The sequence below is a fragment of the Rugamonas sp. FW305-51 genome (assembly GCF_058786935.1).
In genome coordinates this window covers 1-18,607 of the sequence record NZ_JBYSZG010000017.1, presented here as the reverse complement: position 1 = coordinate 18,607, position 18,607 = coordinate 1, and the positions used below count along the sequence as shown (strand labels likewise).

General features: G+C 67.9%; 14 protein-coding genes. 6 read left to right on the top strand and 8 right to left on the bottom strand.

Annotated features, from left to right (window positions below; genetic code table 11):
- Positions 1-471: 471 nt before the first annotated feature.
- Positions 472-2,334, top strand: coding sequence for a glycoside hydrolase family 13 protein (locus AC3WOS_RS13695; RefSeq protein ID WP_492716547.1), 1,863 nt, complete (start codon positions 472-474; stop codon positions 2,332-2,334).
- A 172-nt stretch (positions 2,335-2,506) separates the two neighbouring features.
- Here the strand turns inward: AC3WOS_RS13695 and AC3WOS_RS13690 are convergent, their stop codons facing one another.
- From AC3WOS_RS13690 to AC3WOS_RS13670, 5 genes are all read right to left on the bottom strand, one after another.
- Entirely contained in the window at positions 2,507-4,141 is a 1,635-nt protein-coding gene (locus AC3WOS_RS13690) for a methyl-accepting chemotaxis protein (RefSeq protein ID WP_492716546.1), read from the bottom strand.
- A 116-nt stretch (positions 4,142-4,257) separates the two neighbouring features.
- Complete coding sequence (locus tag AC3WOS_RS13685) at positions 4,258-4,779, bottom strand: GNAT family N-acetyltransferase (protein WP_492716545.1); 522 nt, start codon at positions 4,777-4,779, stop codon at positions 4,258-4,260.
- A gap of 4 nt (positions 4,780-4,783) precedes the next feature.
- Complete coding sequence (locus AC3WOS_RS13680) at positions 4,784-5,302, bottom strand: GNAT family N-acetyltransferase (protein ID WP_492716544.1); 519 nt, start codon at positions 5,300-5,302, stop codon at positions 4,784-4,786.
- Positions 5,303-5,347: 45 nt separating this feature from the next.
- Positions 5,348-6,649 (bottom strand): amidohydrolase family protein, encoded by a 1,302-nt coding sequence (locus AC3WOS_RS13675; RefSeq protein WP_492716543.1) that lies wholly within the window; start codon positions 6,647-6,649, stop codon positions 5,348-5,350.
- 18 nt (positions 6,650-6,667) lie between these two features.
- Entirely contained in the window at positions 6,668-6,916 is a 249-nt protein-coding gene (locus tag AC3WOS_RS13670) for a DUF2164 domain-containing protein (protein WP_492716542.1), read from the bottom strand.
- A gap of 205 nt (positions 6,917-7,121) precedes the next feature.
- On the opposite strand from AC3WOS_RS13670, the gene AC3WOS_RS13665 reads away from it, so the two are divergent.
- From AC3WOS_RS13665 to AC3WOS_RS13650, 4 genes are all read left to right on the top strand, one after another.
- Positions 7,122-7,760 (top strand): phasin family protein, encoded by a 639-nt coding sequence (locus AC3WOS_RS13665; protein ID WP_492716541.1) that lies wholly within the window; start codon positions 7,122-7,124, stop codon positions 7,758-7,760.
- A 376-nt stretch (positions 7,761-8,136) separates the two neighbouring features.
- Positions 8,137-9,888, top strand: coding sequence for an ABC transporter ATP-binding protein (locus AC3WOS_RS13660; RefSeq protein WP_492716540.1), 1,752 nt, complete (start codon positions 8,137-8,139; stop codon positions 9,886-9,888).
- On the top strand, positions 9,878-11,680 hold the full coding sequence (locus tag AC3WOS_RS13655) for an ABC transporter ATP-binding protein (protein ID WP_492716539.1): 1,803 nt from the start codon (positions 9,878-9,880) through the stop codon (positions 11,678-11,680). Before AC3WOS_RS13660 ends, AC3WOS_RS13655 begins: the two co-directional genes overlap by 11 nt.
- 222 nt (positions 11,681-11,902) lie before the next feature.
- The gene (locus AC3WOS_RS13650; protein WP_492716538.1) at positions 11,903-14,023 is read left to right on the top strand and encodes a GGDEF domain-containing protein; all 2,121 of its coding nucleotides are present in this window, start codon (positions 11,903-11,905) and stop codon (positions 14,021-14,023) included.
- A gap of 136 nt (positions 14,024-14,159) precedes the next feature.
- On the opposite strand, the gene AC3WOS_RS13645 is transcribed toward AC3WOS_RS13650, so the two are convergent.
- Positions 14,160-14,453, bottom strand: coding sequence for an apolipophorin (locus AC3WOS_RS13645; protein ID WP_492716537.1), 294 nt, complete (start codon positions 14,451-14,453; stop codon positions 14,160-14,162).
- A gap of 156 nt (positions 14,454-14,609) precedes the next feature.
- Here AC3WOS_RS13645 and AC3WOS_RS13640 point away from each other — a divergent pair, with 156 nt between their 5' ends.
- Positions 14,610-16,832 carry a molybdopterin-dependent oxidoreductase gene (locus AC3WOS_RS13640; RefSeq protein WP_492716536.1) on the top strand — a complete coding sequence of 741 codons (2,223 nt, stop codon included), beginning with the start codon at positions 14,610-14,612 and terminating at the stop codon, positions 16,830-16,832.
- On the opposite strand, the gene AC3WOS_RS13635 is transcribed toward AC3WOS_RS13640, so the two are convergent.
- Positions 16,829-17,530: a response regulator gene (locus AC3WOS_RS13635; RefSeq protein ID WP_492716535.1), complete on the bottom strand. Its 702-nt coding sequence runs from the start codon at positions 17,528-17,530 to the stop codon at positions 16,829-16,831. The genes AC3WOS_RS13640 and AC3WOS_RS13635 overlap by 4 nt on opposite strands.
- A partial coding sequence (locus tag AC3WOS_RS13630) for an ATP-binding protein (protein ID WP_492716534.1) occupies positions 17,523-18,607 on the bottom strand: 1,085 nt, incomplete at its 5' end. The genes AC3WOS_RS13630 and AC3WOS_RS13635, both read right to left, overlap by 8 nt.

Sequence of the window (18,607 nt, the reverse complement as noted above, 5' to 3'; positions counted from 1 at the left end):
GTGTCAATTAAAGTTCAGTCCAGCTACGCGGATAATGGGCGGAAAAGCCAGGCTCTCCCTACGGTGGAGCGCCATATGTCGTATTTCAGCTACACGACAGGCCAGAGCAAGGTGTAGTGGAACTACATCAAACTACACCTGGCAGCCTATAGACGGACCACGGATAAGCAGTTCTGTTGATCGAACAGACAACATTACCGCGCGCGCCACCCCGCCCCGGTGGCGGCGAACAGCGGCATGATCGCCGCTGACGCACGCGCAAGCCATGATAATCGGGTTGCAATGTATTTATACTAGATTTTATCGGCAACCTGATCCACCGAGATGCCCCCCGCCAGCCGGTAGCAACGCCACCGTTTTCATAGTATTCTTCGGGACAACAGGGGGTCTGCGACGGCCCGGCCGCAATGGCTTCATCGGCGGCAAGACAATATGTAGTACTACTACTTTTCGCCATTTTGGAGATCGCGCATGAAACAACTCGCCGCCGCGCTGCTGGCCGCCCTGCTGGGACCGGCCAACGCCGCCCAGGTCCAGGATTACCGCATCGAGCATCTGGAACCCATGTCGTGGTGGACCGGCATGCACAACCGGCCGCTGCAACTGATGGTGCACGGCCAGCGGATCGCCGAACTGGAGCCGGCCCTGCACTACCCCGGCGTGCGCATCACCAACGTGGCGCGCGGCGCCAACCCCAACTATCTGTTCATCGACCTCGACCTGGCGCCCGACACCCCACCCGGCACCGTGCATCTGCTGTTCCAGCGCGGCGGCAAGACGGCGCTCAACTACCCTTACCCGCTGCAGGCGCGCGCGTCCGGCTCGGCCAACCGCATAGGCTTCAGTGGCGCGGACACGATTTATGAAGTGATGCCGGACCGCTTTGCCAACGGCAACCCGGCCAACGACAACGCCGCCGGTATGACGGAGCGCGCCGACCGCCAGGACGGTTCCGGCCGCCACGGGGGTGACCTGGCCGGCATGGCGGCCCACCTGGACTATGTGGCCGCCATGGGCTACACCATGCTGTGGCCGACGCCGCTGCTGGAAACAAATATGCAGCGCGGCTCCTACCACGGCTACGCCACCACCAACCACTACCGCATCGACCCGCGCTACGGCAGCAACGACGATTACCGCGCCTTCGTGGCCCAGGCGCGCGCGCGCGGCATCGGCGTGATCCAGGACGTGGTGCTCAACCACATCGGCGACCGCCACTGGTGGATGCAAGACCTGCCCAGCCCCGACTGGATCACGCACCAGGGCAAGTTCGTGCCCACCCAGCACCACCGGGTGGCCGTGCAGGACCCGTACGCCGCCCAGGCTGACAAGCGCGACTTCACGCAAGGCTGGTTCGTCGACACCATGCCGGACCTGAACCAGGCCAATCCCCACCTGGCCACCTACCTGATGCAAAACAGCATCTGGTGGATCGAATACGCGGGCCTGGCCGGGCTGCGGGTGGACACCTACAGCTACTCGGACAGCGCCTTCCTGAGCGCCTGGTCGGCCCGCATCATGAGCGAATATCCGCGCCTGAACCTGGTGGGCGAGGAATGGAGCCCGCACATCCCCATCGTGGCCCGCTGGCAGGAAGGCAAGCACAACTTCGACGGCTATGTGTCGCACATGCCGGGCATGATGGACTTCCCCCTGAACGACGCGCTGCGCCGCGCGCTGGCTTCGGACGATACGGACGGCGCCCAGTACAGCCTGACGAGCCTGTATGAAACCCTGTCCCAGGACTATCTGTACGCCAATCCCGGCAAGATGGTGCTGTTCGAAGGCAACCACGACCTGGCCCGCATCTACAGCGACTTGCACGAGGATGATGCCCTGTTCCGCATGGCCATGGCCTATGTGCTGACGGCGCCCCGCATCCCCCAGTTCTACGCCGGCACGGAAGTGCTGATGACGAGCACCACGGGCCGCCGCGACGACGCCTCCTACCGGCGCGACTTCCCCGGCGGCTGGGCCGGCGACGCCGCCAACGCCTTCACGGGTGTGGGCCTGACGCCCAAACAATTGGCGGCCCAGTCCTTCCTGAAGAAGCTACTCAATTGGCGCAAGGGCCAGCCGGTAATCCATCACGGCAAGACCATGCAGTTCGGCCCAGAGCAGAATACCTACGTGTTCTTCCGCTACGACGGCGACAGCAAAGTGATGGTGGCTTTCAACAAGAATCACAGCGACACGGCGCTGGCCACGGCCCGCTTCCAGGAAATGCTGGCCGGCGTGCATGGCGGCGACGACGTCATCAGCGGCCGGCATTACGCGCTGGGCGAGACACTGACCTTGCCGGCGCGCTCGGTGCTGGTGCTCGAGCTGCATTGAACGTGTCGCCACGACCGGCCGCACGCCCGGCGCACTGACGCACGCGCGGCGCATCCCCGCACGGCCCGCTGACGCTTGGCCCGCTGACGCACGCCCCGCTAACGCGCCACCGCCGGCAGCCGGTACCCGCGGGCAGCCGACACCCGCTGGCCGCCGGTGGCCGCCGGCGCCGTCAGGCCCGGCTCAACGCCCGCACCGCCGACGCCGCCAGCGGTGCCGGACGTGGCGCCGCTGCCCCGTCGTGCAACTTGAAGATGCTGACGGCCTCGTTCAGGCTGGCCGCCTGCTGCTGCAAGGCATCGGCCGCCGCCGCGGCCTGTTCCACCAGGGCCGCGTTCTGCTGGGTCACATTATCCATCTGGCTGATGGCCGTGCTGACCTGTTCGATGCCGTCGCGCTGCTCGGCGCTGGCGGTGGCGATCTCGCCTATCATGGCCGTCACGCGCTGCACGCTGGCCACCACCTCCTCCATCGTCAGGCCGGCCTGGCCCACCAGCCGGCTGCCGGCCTCGACCCGCCCTACCGAGTCGCCGATCAACTCCTTGATCTCCTTGGCCGCCGCCGCGCTGCGCTGGGCCAGGTTGCGCACTTCCGCCGCTACCACGGCAAAACCGCGGCCCTGCTCGCCGGCCCGGGCCGCTTCCACGGCCGCGTTCAGGGCCAGGATGTTGGTCTGGAAGGCGATGCCGTCGATCACGCCGATGATGTCGACGATCTTGCGCGACGACTCGTTGATCGAGCCCATGGTCTGCACCATCTGCTCCACGGCCACCCCGCCCCGCTGGGCCACGCTGGAGGCGGCGTCGGCCAGCCGGCTGGCCTCGCTCGCATTGTCGTTGTTCTGCTTGACCGTGGTGCTCAGCTGGACCATCGAAGCGGCCGTCTGCTGCAGCGAACTGGCCTGCTGCTCCGTGCGGCCCGACAAGTCCTGGTTGCCGCTGGCGATGTCCACCGTGGCCTGGTGGATGGTTTCCGTACCCTGGCGTACCTGGCCGACGATGCGCGCCAGGTTGTCCTGCATGGCCTTGAGGGCCCGCAGCAAATCGCCGATCTCGTCCAGGCTGTTGGCCCGCAGCTCGCTGCGCAAGTCGCCCGCCGCCACCGTCTGGGCCATGCCCACGGCCGCGCCCAGCGGCACGGTGATGCTGCGGATCAGCCAGCGCACGGTGACCAGGCCCACCGCCAGCGTCACCGCCAGCGTGACCAGCATGACGGTGACGGCGCTGCGGTACTCGCGCGCATTGTCCTGCGCCATTTCCGTCGTCAGGCGGCGCGATGCGGCGGCGATGAAGGCGACGATGTCGTTGATCCTGGCCGTCGGCACCCGGTCTATGCCCTTGACCAGCTTGTCGACCACGTGGGCGCTGTCGGGATTGGCCACGTCGTACTGCTTGAGCGCTTCCAGGTATTTGCCTTGCAGCTCGGTGTGGGTGCGGATGGCCTCGTCCACCAGCGGGGTATGCAGCTGCAGCCGGTCCATGACGGTTTTCAGTTTGCCCAGCTCGACGCGGGTCGCCTCGCTGCTCTTGACGAAGGCCTTGGTGTATTTGTCGAAGGCGGCCGGGTCGTTGCCGCGCAACAGCGTATCCTTCCACTCCTGCACCTGGATCTTGAACTGCACCTGGGCGCTGCGGGCCGTGTCGATGGCCTCGCTGAGCGTATCGGAGCGGGCCATGGCGGCGGCGCTGCGGGCGTTGCTGTGGTCCAGGGCGCGCCAGCCGCCGCCGGCCACCAGCAGCAGCGCGGCGAAGAAGAAGCCGCCCAGCATGCCCAGCCGCAGACCGATTTTCAGATTCGCGAGTTTCATGATGCCCCCTACAGCTTCAACCGTGCGGAATAGGCAATGTCCCATGACGAGGCCGGTACATTGCGGCTTGCATGTGTACTGATTACATCATGCGCTTCCATACGGAAAAATCAAGCTCAGCCGGGGGCGCTGAAGTCAAGCTGGTACACATTGGTGGGCAAACCGTTGGGCGGCAGTTCCGCGTAGTACTGGAACTGCAAGCCCAGCTTGCGCAGCAGACCGTTCGAGGCCGCGTTGTCCGGGCCCGTGATGGCCATCAGGCGGGGCAGGCGCAAGCTGTCGCGCCCGTAGGCCAGCACGGCGGCGGCGGCCTCGTAGGCGTAGCCCTGGCCCCAGTAGGCCGGCCGCAGGGCATAGCCGATGTCGACGCCGGGCAGGCTGTCGCGCTTGATGAGACCGCATAGTCCCAGCGGCGCGCCATCGTCCTTGCGCTCGACCAGGTAGAGCGAATGGCCCAGGCGGCGCTGCATGTCGCATGGGCCGTCCGCGATGGCGGCGCGGGCCGCCTCGACGGTGTAGACGTGCTTGTCGCCGATGTGCTGCAGCCAGGACGGTTCGTTGACCAGCGCCAGGTAGAACGGCGCGTCGTCCGCGGTCAGCGTGCGCAGTTGCAAGCGGGACGTCTCCAGTACGATCATGCGCTCATTCCGGCCAGTGGGCACGGTCGTTGAGCAGCTGGTACATCACATACACGTCCACATAGCCCAGCTGCGGATGGCGGTAGGCGCCGGCCAGCGTGCCGGCCACCTGGAAGCCCAGCCGCTTCCACAGCAGCACGGCGGCCACGTTGGAACTGATCACGTAATCGAGCTGGACGGCAAGGTAGCCGGCCTGGCGGGCCTGGCGCAGGCAGTCGGCGCCCAGCAGCTTGCCCACGCCTATGCCCTGGGCGGCGGGGCTGACGACGAAGAAGGCGTTGGCCACATGGGCGCCCCGCCCCGGCTGGGCCGGCAGCAGGCGGTACATGCCCAGCAGCCGCTCGCCGTTCAGGATAGCCACGTGGCTTTCCACCCCGGGGCCGAACCAATAGGCCAGGCAAGCCTCGCGGCTGGTGTCGTCGGGGAAATACAACGTATCGCCACTGGCGATCAATTCTTCCTGCACCGCCCACATGGCGTCAAAATCGGCCGGGGTGGCGGGACGTATCGCGATTTCTTTCAAGACAGCTCCAACAGGTTGCCCAGCAGGTTTTTTGATAGCCGATTGTCATGTATTATCCGCGCCAAGTCCAGCGCGCGGGCGCAATCGGAAACTGGTCTGTTCCGGCCGCCCCGGCAAGGCCAGCGTGGCCACGGCACGCGGCGTGGTGCTGATGACCTTGCCGCGCCGCATCACCAGGCGCCGGGCCGCGCGCAGCCGGATCGCTTCCACCGGGCTGGCCGCGTCCAGCAGCACCAGGTCGGCGTGGCAACCGGGCTCCAGGCCGTAGCCCTGCAAGCCCAGGATGCGGGCCGGCGCGGCCGTGACGGCGTCGAAACAGGCCCGCATGGCGGCCTGGCCCGTCATCTGGGCCACGTGCAGGCCCATGTGGGCCACTTCCAGCATATCGCCTGAACCGAGGCTGTACCACGGGTCCATCACGCAATCGTGGCCGAACGCGACCTCGATGCCGGCCGCCAGCAGTTCCGGCACCCGGGTCATGCCGCGCCGCTTGGGGTAGCTGTCGTGGCGGCCCTGCAGCGTGATGTTGATGAGCGGATTGGCCACGACCGCCACGCCTGCCTCGCGGATCAGGGGCAGCAGCTTGCTCACATAATAGTTGTCCATCGAATGCATGGAAGTCAGGTGCGAGCCCGTCACCCGGCCGTGCAGGCCCAGCCGGTTGCTCTCGTAGGCCAGCGTTTCGATGTGGCGCGACAGGGGGTCGTCCGATTCGTCGCAGTGCATGTCCACCCGCAAGCCCTTGCCGGCGGCAAATTCGCACAGGATGCGCACCGATTCGGCGCCCTCGGCCATGGTGCGCTCGAAGTGGGGAATGCCGCCCACCACGTCCACCCCCATGCCGATGGCGCGCTGAAGGTTGGCCAGCGCCGTGGGGCTGCGCAGCAAGCCATCCTGGGGGAAGGCCACCAGCTGCAAGTCCAGGTAGGGCGCCACCTGGCGCTTGACGTCGAGCAGCGCTTCCACGGCCAGCAGGCGGTCGTCGCAGATGTCCACGTGGCTGCGGATGGCCAGCAAACCCTTGGCCACGGCCCAGTCGCAGTACTGCAGGGCGCGGGCCACGAGGGCGTCCTGGGTCAGCTGGGGTTTCAGTTCGCCCCATAGCGCGATGCCTTCCAGCAAGGTGCCGGAGTCGTTCACGCGCGGCAAACCGTAGCTGAGGGTGGCGTCCATGTGGAAATGGGCGTCCACGAAGGGCGGGGTGACGAGGTCGCCGCCGGCGTCGATCTCCTGCCGCCCCGTGAGCGCCAGGGCGGGGCCCACGGCGGCGATGCGGCCGTCGGCGATGGCGATATCGATCTGCTGCCGGCCGTCCGGCAGGCTGGCGTTGCGTATGACTACATCCATGGGCGGCTCCCGGCCAGCTTACTTCTTCCAGTAGGAAAATTCGGTCTCGTAACAGACCGTCTCGATGTCGGCAATGCGCTCCTGCAGCGCGCTTTGCGCGTCCAGGATGGCCTGATTGTAGACAGAGGGGCCGATTTCACGCAAACAATAATCGAGCAGCAGCCGCGCTTTCAGCTCGCCCACCTCCTCGTCCATGTTTTCCGCGCAGTAGCGCTGGATGGAGGCCAGCAGGCGCTGCTCCACGTCCTTGTTCAGTTTGATCGTCATGATGTTTCACCCAGAAAAGATTATTGTTGCAGCGCATTAATTTAGTGGTCGGCGGCCGCCTGTTGTATCCCATGGATGGAGGAAAAAATAACTTTCCAAGCCATGCAATCGCCGCTAGAATGCATTTATTGCAGCGCATCATAAATTCAGGGCCATGGCCGGCCCGGTGCGCTTGGCCAGCATTTTAATCGTCTCAGGAGAAACCATGTTTTCGATCCCCGAACAGTTTTCCGCAGCTACGAAATCGCAGATTGAAGCGCAGTTGAACATCATCAACAACCTGGCCAGCAAGGCCGTGGAAAGCGCTGAAAAAGTCATCGCCCTCAACATCAGCACCACCAAGGCGTCGGTGGAAAAGTCGTCGTCGGCCGCCCGGCAGTTACTGGAAGCCAAAGATCCCCGTGAATTCTTCACCGTGAGCACGGGCCAGTCGAACTACCTGGACAACCTGCTGGCCTACAGCCGCCAGCTGTTCAATATTGCCACGTCCGCCCAGGCCGAGCTGATCCAGAGCGCCAAGGAACAGATCAAGGACGTGCCGCAGGCGCTGTCGCTGGTCGCCCCGGTCCAGCCGGTGGCCGTGCCCAAGGCGGCGGTCAAGGTGGAGCCGGAAGCGAAGGTGGAAGTGAAGGTGGAAGCGCCCAAGGTGGAAGTGCCGGCCGAGCCGGTAGCAGCGGTGGAAGTACAAGCCAAGCCGGCCGTCGTGGCCGAAGCACCGGAACCGGTCAAGGCCGAAGTGGCCGCCGAGGCCGCGCCTGCCGTCACGGAAGCCAAGCCAGCGGTCAAAGCCGTCGCCTCGCCCACCCCGCCGGCCGCCAAGGTCAGCGCCAAGCCCAAGAAATAAGTCCCAGGCAGGGCATCACGAACAAGCGGGCTGCGGCCCGCTTTTTTTTTCGTTCCCGCCCGTCCGCCCCAAAAAAAGGGGACGTCAAAAAAATGGGGACGTAACACGGTTTTCGCGAAAAATGGGGACGTACCCCATTTTTCCCTTTTTTCCGTTGCGGCCCGCGGACGCCCTCCGCACACGCGAAAATGGGGTACGTCCCCATTTCTCCCCCTTTATTTCCGAAAATGGGGTACGTCCCCATTTTTTTCCCATTTTTTCTGGTCGCTTGCCGGGGATGTCCTCCGCGCACGGGCAAGCCGGGCTTGTTGTATCCTAGCGCACTACATGCCGGCAGCTTCGCTCGCCGGCTTGCCCCTGCAAGGACAACCTTAAAATGAATTTATTCGGGCTGATCGGCCACTTCGTGCGCCAGCATTTCCGCGCCTATGCGGCCGCCGGCGCCATGCTGGCCGGCGTGGCCGCGCTCGGCGTGATGGTGCCGCGCAGGGTCGGCGCCATGATCGATGGCCTGGCCGCCCACCGCCTCGCGGGCAACGCGCTGCTGCTGGAAATCGGCACCCTGCTGCTGATCGGCATCGCGATCTACTTCCTGCGCGTGGGCTGGCGCCAGACCTTGTTCGCGGCCGCCTACCAGCTCGGTGTGTCGCTGCGCACCCGGCTCTATGACCGGCTGTCGCAGCAAGGCCCCGCCTTCTACCAGCAACAGCGCACGGGCGACCTGATGGCACTGGCCACCAACGATATCGATGCGATCGAAATGGCGGCCGGCGAGGCCATGCTGGCCGGCTTCGACGGTTCGCTGACGCTGGTGATGGTGCTGGGCATCATGCTGCTGGGCGTGGACTGGCGCCTGGCCGCCGTCGCCCTGCTGCCGTTTCCCTTGATGGGACTGGCGTTCTGGCGTATTTCCAGCCACATCCACAAGGCGTCGACCGATGCCCTGCGCTGCTTCAGCGCCCTGAACGACCATGTGCAGGAGACGCTGGCCGGCGTGCGCACGCTGCGCGCGCTGGGACTGGAACAGCGCAGCGCCACCCAGTTCGCGACGCTGACGGAACACGCGGCCAGCGCCAGCCTGCGCGCGCAAGTGTGGGAGGCGGCCTATGAACCGGCCGTGGGCCTGACCCTGACCACGGCCAGCGCCCTCACCCTGGGCCTGGGCGGCTATCTCGTCTGGCAGCAGCAGCTGACCATAGGCGCCCTGACCAGCTTCACCATGTACCTGGGCCAGCTGATCTGGCCCATGTTCGCGGCCGGCTGGGTGCTGTCGCTGATCGAACGGGGCCGCGCCGCCTGGGCCAGGCTGCAACCGCTGCTCGACGCGCCGCTGGCCATCGACGACCACGGCACGCTGACGGCCGTGGCGCCCGGTGCGCTGGCCCTGCACGACGTGGGCTACGCCTATCCGGGCCAAGCCACGCCGGCCCTGTCCCACATTTCGCTGACGCTGGCGCCGGGCCAGACCATGGGCCTGGTGGGCCCTACCGGCTGCGGCAAGTCGACCTTGCTGCGGGTGCTGCTGCGCCAGCTCACGCCGCAGACGGGCAGCGTGAGCTGGTCCGGCCACGCACTCGACGCCTACCGTCTGCATGCGCTGCGCGCGGCCATCAGCTGGGTGCCGCAGGAATCGTTCCTGTTCTCGGCCACCATCGCCGACAACATCGCGCTGGCCCGCCCCGGCGCCAGCCGCGCCGACGTGGAGCGGGCCGCCACGCTGGCCGCCATCCACGACGACATCATGCTGTTCCCCGACGGTTACGCGACCCCGGTGGGCGAGCGCGGTATCACGCTGTCGGGCGGCCAGCGCCAGCGCGTGGCCATCGCCCGCGCCCTGCTGGCCGATAACGACTTGCTGCTGCTGGACGACGCCCTGTCGGCCGTGGACACGGGCACGGAAGCGCACATCCTGCAGCACCTGGAACAGCTGCGCCAGGCCCGCCCCGGCCGCAGCGCCATCATCGCCAGCCACCGCCTGAGCGCCGTCGCCAGCGCCGATGTGATCGTCGTGCTGCGCGACGGCCGCGTCACCGAAACGGGCAGCCACGACCAGCTGCTGGCCCTGGACGGCTGGTACGCCAGCCAGTGGCGCTACCAACAACTGGAGGCCAGCCTCGATGCACTCTGATCACGACCTGCAGCCGCACGACGCGCGCCGCCAGACCTTGCAGGCGGTGGCGCTGCTGCGCCAGGCCGCCCATCCGGACCGGCGCCACCTGGGCTGGGCCGTCCTGTGGCTGGTGCTGGCGGCCCTGCTGGAATTGCTGGGCCCCATCATGGGCAAGGCCCTGATCGACCAGCACCTGCTGCCGCACCGCCTCGACTGGCCGCGCATGGCGGCCCTGTTGGCCGGCGTGCTGCTGACGGGCTGGGTGGCCAGCGGCCTGCGCTACCTGCAGCTGGTGCGCCTGTCCGGCCTGGCCATGCGTTCCGTGCAGCGCTTGCGCGAGCAGGTCTACGGCCACGTGCTGCGCCTGCCCATGGCCTTCTTCGACCGCGCCATCACGGGCCAGCTGGTGTCGCGCGTGACCAACGACACGGAAGCGGTCAAGACGCTGTACGTGCAGGTGCTGTTCGTCATGCTCGACAGCTCCATCGTGCTGGTCGGCACCGTGTGCGCCATGGCCTGGCTGGACTGGCACCTGATGAGCATCGTGCTGGCCCTGCTGCCGGCCGTGCTGGCCATCGTCTGGCTGTACCAGCGCTGGAGCGCGCCGGCCGTCACGCGCGCGCGCGCCCTGCGCAGCGACATCAACGGCCAGATGGCCGAGTCGATCGGCGGCATGAGCGTGCTCCAGGCCAGCAACGCCGAGGCGCGCTTCGGCGCCCGCTTCCTGGCCACCAACCGCCGCCACTACGACGCCCGCATGGCCGAACTGCGGGCCAACGCCTGGCTGCTGCGGCCGGCGCTGGACCTGCTCAACATCGTGCTGCTGGGCTCCGTCATCTTCGCCTTCGGCCAGCGCCAGATGACGGCCACCGAAGTGGGCGTGCTGTACGCCTTCATCAGCTACATCGCGCGCGTGATCGAGCCGCTGATCCAGATCACCATGCAATTCAGCCAGCTGCAGCAGTCGGTGGTGGCCAGCGCCCGCGTGGCCTCCCTGCTCGACGAGGCGGGCGCGCCCGAGCACGCGCCACAGCGTAGCGCCGGCAAGGGCGGCGCCGTCCGCCTGCACGACGCCAACGCGCCCGCCGTGGCGCTGCGCCATATCGAATTTGCCTACGTGCCGGGCCAGCCCGTGCTGCACGACCTGTCGCTCGACATCGCCCAGGGCGATTTCATCGGCATCGTCGGCCACACCGGCAGCGGCAAGTCCACCCTGCTGTCGCTGCTGCTGCGCTACTATCCGGTGCAGCAGGGCGCCATCACCATCCTGGGCGCGCCGCTGGAAGCGATCGCCAACGCCCAGTTCCGGGCCGAAGTGGGGCTGGTGCCGCAGGACCCGTTCCTGCTGGCCGCCTCGGCGCGCGAGAACATCGCCATGGGCCGCGACTTGAGCGAGGAGCAGATCGTGACGGCGGCCCGCGCGGCCCACGCGCACGAGTTCATCATGGCGCTCGAACACGGCTACGACACGGCGCTGGGCGAAGGCGGCTCGCGCCTGTCGGTGGGCCAGAAGCAGCTGATCGCCATCGCCCGCGCGCTGGCCGGCCAGCCCCGCATCCTGCTGCTGGACGAGGCCACTTCCCACATCGACAGCCAGACGGAGCAGATCGTGCAGACGGCCCTCAACGAATTGCGCGGCCGGGTCACCATCATCGCCATCGCGCACCGGCTGTCGACCATCCGCGAGGCCGACCGCATCGTCGTGCTCAACCATGGCCGCATCGCCGAATCGGGTCCGCACGACCAGCTGATGCAAGTCGATGGCGGCCTGTACCAGCGCCTGTATCTGCTCCAGCAATTGGCGGCCTGAGGCGGCATTTGATCTGAATCAAACCATTTATCTTCGTTTAAGATTGCCTCAAAATACACTAAAGCTGTACCAAAACACCAACTTCCTTAGCAAAACGGCCATGCAAAATGTGCGGATTCGCACAAAAATGCGGCGCGGCTTGAACTTTCTGGACTGCAACAAGAATATAATTGTCTAGACACATTGCGCACCGATGGCGCATGGCAGGCGGGAGGTGACGCGTTGGCTGGATGGATCGAGATTTCGGTAAGCGGCGCCCGGCGCCTGCTGCTTGCGACTGCCCTGCTGGCGCCTGCGCTGGCCTGTGCCCAGGCGCCGCTGGACGCCCGCATCGCCGAGATCCGCGAGCAGAGCCGCTTCGTGCCCGACAAGGCACTGGCCCAGCTGCTCAAGCTGCAGACAGAAGCCGACAGCGCGCCGCCGGCCACCCGCGCCGAAATCCTGTCCCAGATCAGCCTGGCCCATATGCGGCTGGGCCAGAACGACGCCGCCGTGGCCCAGGCCGACGCCGTCATCGCCTACGGCAAGAGCCTGCACAACAATGCCATCCTGGCCAACGGCCTGCTGTCGAAAGCCTATGTGAAGTTCGCCCAGGCCGACGTCAAGCTGGCCCACCAGCTGGCCTTCGAAGCAGAAGCGACGGCCTTGCGCAGCAACGACCTGCCGCTGCGGGTGCAGGCCATCATCACGGCCGGCCAGGCCTACGCCGAACAGGGCGATTTTCCCACCGCGCTGGTCCGGATGCAGGCCGCCGTCGACCTGGCGCGCCAGATCAGCGACCAGCTGCCGCTGGCCTCCGCGCTCAATTCACTGGCCGTGCTCTACACGCAGATGCGCGAAACGGACAAGGGCTTCGCCGTGCTCGACGAACTGCTGCGCGTGACGCGCGAGCTGAAGTCGGCCGGCCGCATGGCCATGGCCAAGAACACGGAATACGGCCTGGCGATCGACGCCCACCAGCCCGAGCGCGCCCTGCGCGCACTGCAGGACGGCCTGGCCCTGGAGCGCCAGCTGGGCGCCCGCAGCATGATCGCCAATTCGCTGGTGAACCTGTCGGACAACTACCTCAAGCTGCACGACTATGCGCGCGCCCTGCGTTATGGCAGCGAATCGCTGCAGGCCGCGCAGGAAGCCGGTTCGGCGCCGATCGAGGCCACGGCCCGCGTCAACATCGGCGAGGCCTATATGGGCATGGGCCGCATCGCCGACGGCAAGAAGAGCTTCGAGGCCGGCCTGGCGTTCTACGAAAAGGCCAACAGCAAGCCCGACATGCAGGCCCTGTTGATGGAATACGGCCAGGCGCTGGAACGGGCCGGCGACCTGCGCGGCGCCGTGGCAGCCTACCACCGCGAGCGCGCCCTCTCCAACGAACTGTTTGAAAAGCAGCGCCAGCAAACCGTGCTGGAACTGCAGGAGAAATACGAGACGGAGAAAAAGCAGCGCCAGATCGAGCTGCTGAGCCGCGAGAACCAGGTCAAGGGCACCGAGATCGACAACCGCCGCCTGCAGCAGCGCGTGTGGTGGCTGCTGGCCCTCGTGTTCGCGCTGGCCTCGATGGTGGTCGGCCTGTTGTACCGCAAGGTGCGCCATGCCAATGCCCAGCTGGAGGTGAAGAACCTGGAACTGAAGGCGCAAAGCGCGCTCGATCCCCTCACCTCGCTCTACAACCGGCGCCACTTCCAGGACTACATGCGGGGCCACGCGCCACCGGAACGGCGCGAGGCGCCCGTGCGCAGCAGCCATGGCGACGACATCGTGGGCGCCCTGTTCCTGATGGACGTGGACCACTTCAAGCACGTCAACGACACCTATGGCCACGCGGCCGGCGACGCCGTGCTCAAGATGATCGCCGAACACCTGCGCATCGCGCTGCGCGAGACGGACATGATCGTGCGCTGGGGCGGCGAGGAGTTCCTGGCCTTCCTGCCGGCCATTCCGCGCCACGGCGTGGAGGAAGTGGCGCGCCGCATCCTCGAGAGCATCTCGGCGCAGACCGTGGCGTACCAGGAGCACCACATCCAGGTCAACGTGTCGGTCGGCTTTGCGCCATTCCCGCTGTTCCCGGACGAGCGGGCGCTGTCATGGGAACGCGCCGTCAACCTGGTGGACATGGCGCTCTACCTGGCCAAGGCCCACGGCCGCAACCGCGCCTACGGCGTGCGCGGCTTCGCCAATTTCAGCGAGACGTCGATGGAAGCGATCGAACAGGACCTGGAGCGGGCCTGGCGCGCCGGCTTCGTCGACCTGAGCGTGGTGCTGGGCCCGGCCGTGGACGGCCCGCCGCCGGCCGGATCGGAAGCGAGCAACGTGGTGCACCTCAAGCAGGCCAAGAACGGCTGCTAGCGACGCGCGGACGGCGCGGCGCGTCATGCCGGCGGGGCTGCCGGCGGGGCGGCCGTGGGCTGGCCGGTGCGGCCTGCGCCAGCGCCGCCGCAGTGGGCGGGCCCGGAGCGCCATGCGCCCGGACCCGGCAAGGTCCTTACTTGGCGTCCTTGTCGCGCGCCTCACGGGCCTTTTCCTGGATCTTCTCGCCCGCCTCCTCGATCTTCTTGCCGGCCACCTCGGTCGCCTTGTTCAGCTCCTCGCCGGCCTGGCTGGCGGCCTTGTTGATCTTCTCGCCCGTATCCTTGGCCGCTTCCTGCGCCTGCTGGGTCGCCTGATCGAGCTTGCGGCCCATCTGCTCGGCCGGTCCCGGTTCTTCCTTCTTCTGGCAGCCCGCCAGTACCACGCCCAGCGCCAGCAGCGCCACCAGTTGTTTCGCCATCGTTGCCATGGTTTTCTCCTGTCTAAAAAAAGGTTACACAATGATGGGCCACAGCATACACCAGCCGTTGCCGCACGTCCGCGCGCACAATTCAATGACTGATTGACAGCAGCCACCCGAATCCCGACAATAGCACGAGCGTTCACTTCCAGACCAGGCCACGCCATGACCGAGCACCACGCCGTCGTCCACCGCATCTGCCCCCTGTGCGAGGCCAGTTGCGGCCTTGCGATCGAACTCGATGGCCAACGGGTCGCCCGCATCCGCGGCGACCAGGCCGACGTGTTCAGCGCCGGCTTCCTCTGTCCCAAGGCCGTCAGCCTGAAGGACCTGCACGAGGACGGCGACCGGCTGCGCACCCCGCTCGTCAAGCGCGACGGCCGCTTCGTGGCCGTCAGCTGGGACGAGGCCTGGGCCGAAATCGAACGGCGCCTGCCGCCCATCATCGCCGCCCATGGCGCCGACGCCGTGGCCACGGTGCTGGGCAATCCGGTGGCGCACAAAATGAGTTTGATGCTGTACGTCCCCCGCCTGGCGCGCGCCCTCGGCACGCGCAACATGTATTCCGCCTCCAGCGTGGACCAGGTGCCCAAGATGCTGTCGGTCGGCCTCATGTTCGGCAACTGGATGAGCGTGCCGGTGCCCGACATCGAGCGCTGCGACTACCTGCTGGTACTGGGCGCCAATCCCATGGTATCGAACGGCAGCATGTGGACCGTGCCCGACTACCGCGGCAAGGCCAAGGCGCTGCGCGCGCGCGGCGGCAAGATCGTCGTCATCGATCCGCGCCGCAGCGAGACGGCGCAGGCGGCCGACGCCCACCACTTCATCCGCCCCGGCGGCGACGTGTTCCTGCTGCTTGGCCTGGCCCACACCCTGTTCGACGAAGACCTGGTGCGCCTGGGCCGGCTGGCGCCGCACGTGGCCGGCCTCGACGCGCTGCGGGCGGCCGTGCAACCGTATGCGCCGGAACGGCTGGCGGCGCGCTGCGGCGTGCCGGCCGACGTCATGCGCACGCTGGCGCGCGAGCTGGCCGGCGCGCGGCGCGGCGCCATCTACGGCCGCATCGGCACCTGCACCCAGCAATACGGCACGCTCGCTTCGTGGCTGATCGACGCCATCAACGTGCTGACCGGCCACCTGGACGCCGAAGGCGGCGCCATGTTCCCCAAGGCGGCCGCCTTCGCCGCCAACACGCGCGGCAAGCCGGGCGCGGGGCGCGGCGTGGTCATGGGCCGCTACCGCAGCCGCGTGGCCGGCGCGCCGGAAGTGATGGGCGAATTGCCCGTGACCTGCCTGGCCGAGGAAATCGACACGCCCGGCCCCGGCCAGGTGCGGGCCCTGATCGCCATCGCCGGCAATCCCGTGCTGTCGGCGCCCAACGGCGCGCGGCTGGCGGCGGCGCTCGACGGGCTGGACTTCATGGTCAGCATGGACATCTACCTCAACGAAACGTCGCGCCATGCGGACGTGATCCTGCCCGGTGTGTCGCCGCTGGAGGACGCCCACTACGACGTCAGCTTCGGCCAGCTGTCGCACCGCAACCACGCGCGCTACAGCCCGCCCGTGCTGGCCCGCGCCGGCGGCCAGCCGGACGAATGGGAAAGCCTGCTGCGCCTGGCCGCCATCGCCCGCGGCATGGGGCGCCACGCCGACCTCGACGCGCTCGACGCGGCGCTGCTGGAAGAGGAGCTGCAGAAATCGGCCGGTCCGGCCACGCCCCACATCATGGCGGCGCTGGCGCCCCGGCGCGGCGCGGAGCGCATGCTGGACCTGGCCTTGCGCAGCGGCCCGTACGGCGACCAGTTCGGCGCGCAGCCGGACGGCCTGACCCTGGCCAAGGTGCAGGCCGCGCCGTCGGGCATCGACCTGGGGCCCATGCAGCCGCGCATCCCGGAAGTGCTGCGCACGCCCTCGGGCAAGATCGAGCTGGCGCCGGCACCGCTGCTGGCCGACCTGGCGCGGGTGGCAGCGGCGCTGGCCGCGCCGGACGATGCGCCGGAACTGGTCATCATCGGCCGCCGCCAGCTGCGCTCCAACAACAGCTGGATGCACAACCTGCCCGTGCTGGCCAAGGGGCCGTATCGCTGCACGGTGCTGGTGCACCCGGCCGACGCGGCCCGGCTGGGCCTCGCCGACGGCGGCCAGGCCCGGATCCGCAACGGCGCGCGCATGGTGCAGGCGCAGGTGGAACTGAGCGAAGAGATGATGCCGGGTGTGGTCAGCCTGCCGCACGGCTGGGGCCACGACCTGCCCGGCACGCAGCTGGGCGTGGCGGCCGAGCGGCCTGGCGCCAACCTGAACGCGCTGCTGGACGAGCAGCTGCGCGATCCGCTGTCGGGCAACGCCGTGCTGTCGGGCGTGGCCGTCGAGATGCGCCCCTGTTAAGGTGACGGCGGCGGCAGTTCGAAGCGGTAGCCCACGCCGTACACGGACTGCAGGCAGTCCGCTTCGGGCAGGCGGGCCGCCAGCTTGCGGCGGATGTTCTTGATGTGGGAGTCGACGGTGCGGTCGTTGATGTCGCGCTGGTCTTCGTGCGCGCAGTCGAGCAGCTGCTGGCGCGAATAGACCCGGCCCGGATTGGCGATCAGTTCGGCCAGCAGGCGGTACTCCACCGGCGTGAGCGCCAGCGCCGCGCCGCCATGCACGATGCACATGCGTTCGCGGTCGACCTGGAACAGGGGCGCGGCCACGCCGGCCGCCGGCTGCAGCAGGCCGCCGGCGCGGCGCAGCTGGGCGCGCACCCGGGCCACCACTTCGCGCGGGCTGAACGGCTTGCACACGTAATCGTCAGCGCCCGACTCCAGCCCCAGCAGGCGGTCGATCTCGTCCACCCGCGCCGTCAGCATGATGATGGGCAGCTGCGAAAAGGCGCGCACGGCGCGGCACACGCCGATGCCGTCCAGGCCGGGCAGCATCAGGTCCAGCACCATCAGGTCGGGCGACTGCGCGCGCACGGCGTCCACCGCGGCCAGGCCGTCCGCCACGCGCGTCACGCGCAGGCCGGCGGCGACGAAGTAATCGGCCAGCAGCGCGGCGATCTTCACGTCGTCTTCCACGACCAGGATGTGGGCCTTGTTATCCATGCGCTTTGCGGTTGGTCTGGGGTTGAACGGGCCGCGCCAGCGGCAGCCGCACCTGCATTCTCACGCCGCCCAGCGGCGAAGGCAAGGCCTCGATGCTGCCGCCGTGCGCCTCCACCATCGCCTTGCAGATCGCCAGCCCCAGGCCGCTGCCGCCGCGCCCGCGCGCGTCGTCGGCCCGGTACAGGCGTTCGAACAGCCGCGCCAGCAGGCCGGCCGGCACGCCGGGGGCGCTGTCGTCCACCGTCAGTTCCGCGCAGGGGCCGTTGCCCGTCAGCGTGACGGCGATGCGGCCGCCGCTGTCCGTGTAGCGCACGCTGTTTTCCAGCAGGTTGACGCACACCTGCGTCAGGCGGCCGCTGTCGCCCGTCAGCAGCAACGGCGCTTCCGGCAGCGTGGCCGTCAGCGCCAGCCCGGCCTGCTGCGCGCGCAGGCGGTAGCGTTCCAGCAGTGGCCGCAGCAGCGCCGCCAGGTCCAGCTGCTGCCAGTGGTATTGCAGGTCGCCCGCGTCGGCCAGGGTGAGCTGGTGCAGGTCGTCCACCAGCTTGTTCAGCCGCAGCACTTCGGCGTGCAGCGAATCGAGCGCGCTGGCGTCGGCCTGGCGTATGCCGTCGAGCAGGGCTTCGATCTCGCCCCGGATCACCGTCAGCGGCGTGCGCAGTTCGTGCGAGATGTCGGCCAGCATGCGGCGGCGCTGCTGCTCGTTCTCCTCCAGCGCCTGCGCCATGGCGTTCACGTGCAGCGCCAGCTCGGCCAGCTCGTCGCGCGACAGCAGCGGCGCGCGCGCCGCGAACTCGCCGCGCGCCAGCTTTTCCGTCACGCTGCGCAGGGCCGCCACGGGCCGCAGCAGGTGGCGCGCCAGCCAGATGGCGGCCAGGATGGCCATGCCGATCAGGGCGCACGAGAGCAGCAATATGGTTTGCAGCTGGCCACGCAGGAAGGTGGCGGCGCTGGCGTCGCTGCCGCCGGCCTGGCGCAGCGGCATCAGCCGCATGCGGCCCACCACCTGGCCGTCCACCTTGATGTCGCGCTCTATCCCGGGCGGGAAATCGGGTGGGCCGATCAGGGACTGGCCCTGCG

Bases quoted from the DNA above. Each gene is read 5' to 3' on its own strand.
- AC3WOS_RS13695 (WP_492716547.1), top strand. From the start codon at position 472: ATGAAACAACTCGCCGCCGCGCTGCTGGCCGCCCTGCTGGGACCGGCC.
- AC3WOS_RS13690 (WP_492716546.1), bottom strand. From the start codon at position 4,141: ATGAAACTCGCGAATCTGAAAATCGGTCTGCGGCTGGGCATGCTGGGC.
- AC3WOS_RS13685 (WP_492716545.1), bottom strand. From the start codon at position 4,779: ATGATCGTACTGGAGACGTCCCGCTTGCAACTGCGCACGCTGACCGCG.
- AC3WOS_RS13675 (WP_492716543.1), bottom strand. From the start codon at position 6,649: ATGGATGTAGTCATACGCAACGCCAGCCTGCCGGACGGCCGGCAGCAG.
- AC3WOS_RS13670 (WP_492716542.1), bottom strand. From the start codon at position 6,916: ATGACGATCAAACTGAACAAGGACGTGGAGCAGCGCCTGCTGGCCTCC.
- AC3WOS_RS13665 (WP_492716541.1), top strand. From the start codon at position 7,122: ATGTTTTCGATCCCCGAACAGTTTTCCGCAGCTACGAAATCGCAGATT.
- AC3WOS_RS13660 (WP_492716540.1), top strand. From the start codon at position 8,137: ATGAATTTATTCGGGCTGATCGGCCACTTCGTGCGCCAGCATTTCCGC.
- AC3WOS_RS13655 (WP_492716539.1), top strand. From the start codon at position 9,878: ATGCACTCTGATCACGACCTGCAGCCGCACGACGCGCGCCGCCAGACC.
- AC3WOS_RS13645 (WP_492716537.1), bottom strand. From the start codon at position 14,453: ATGGCAACGATGGCGAAACAACTGGTGGCGCTGCTGGCGCTGGGCGTG.
- AC3WOS_RS13640 (WP_492716536.1), top strand. From the start codon at position 14,610: ATGACCGAGCACCACGCCGTCGTCCACCGCATCTGCCCCCTGTGCGAG.
- AC3WOS_RS13635 (WP_492716535.1), bottom strand. From the start codon at position 17,530: ATGGATAACAAGGCCCACATCCTGGTCGTGGAAGACGACGTGAAGATC.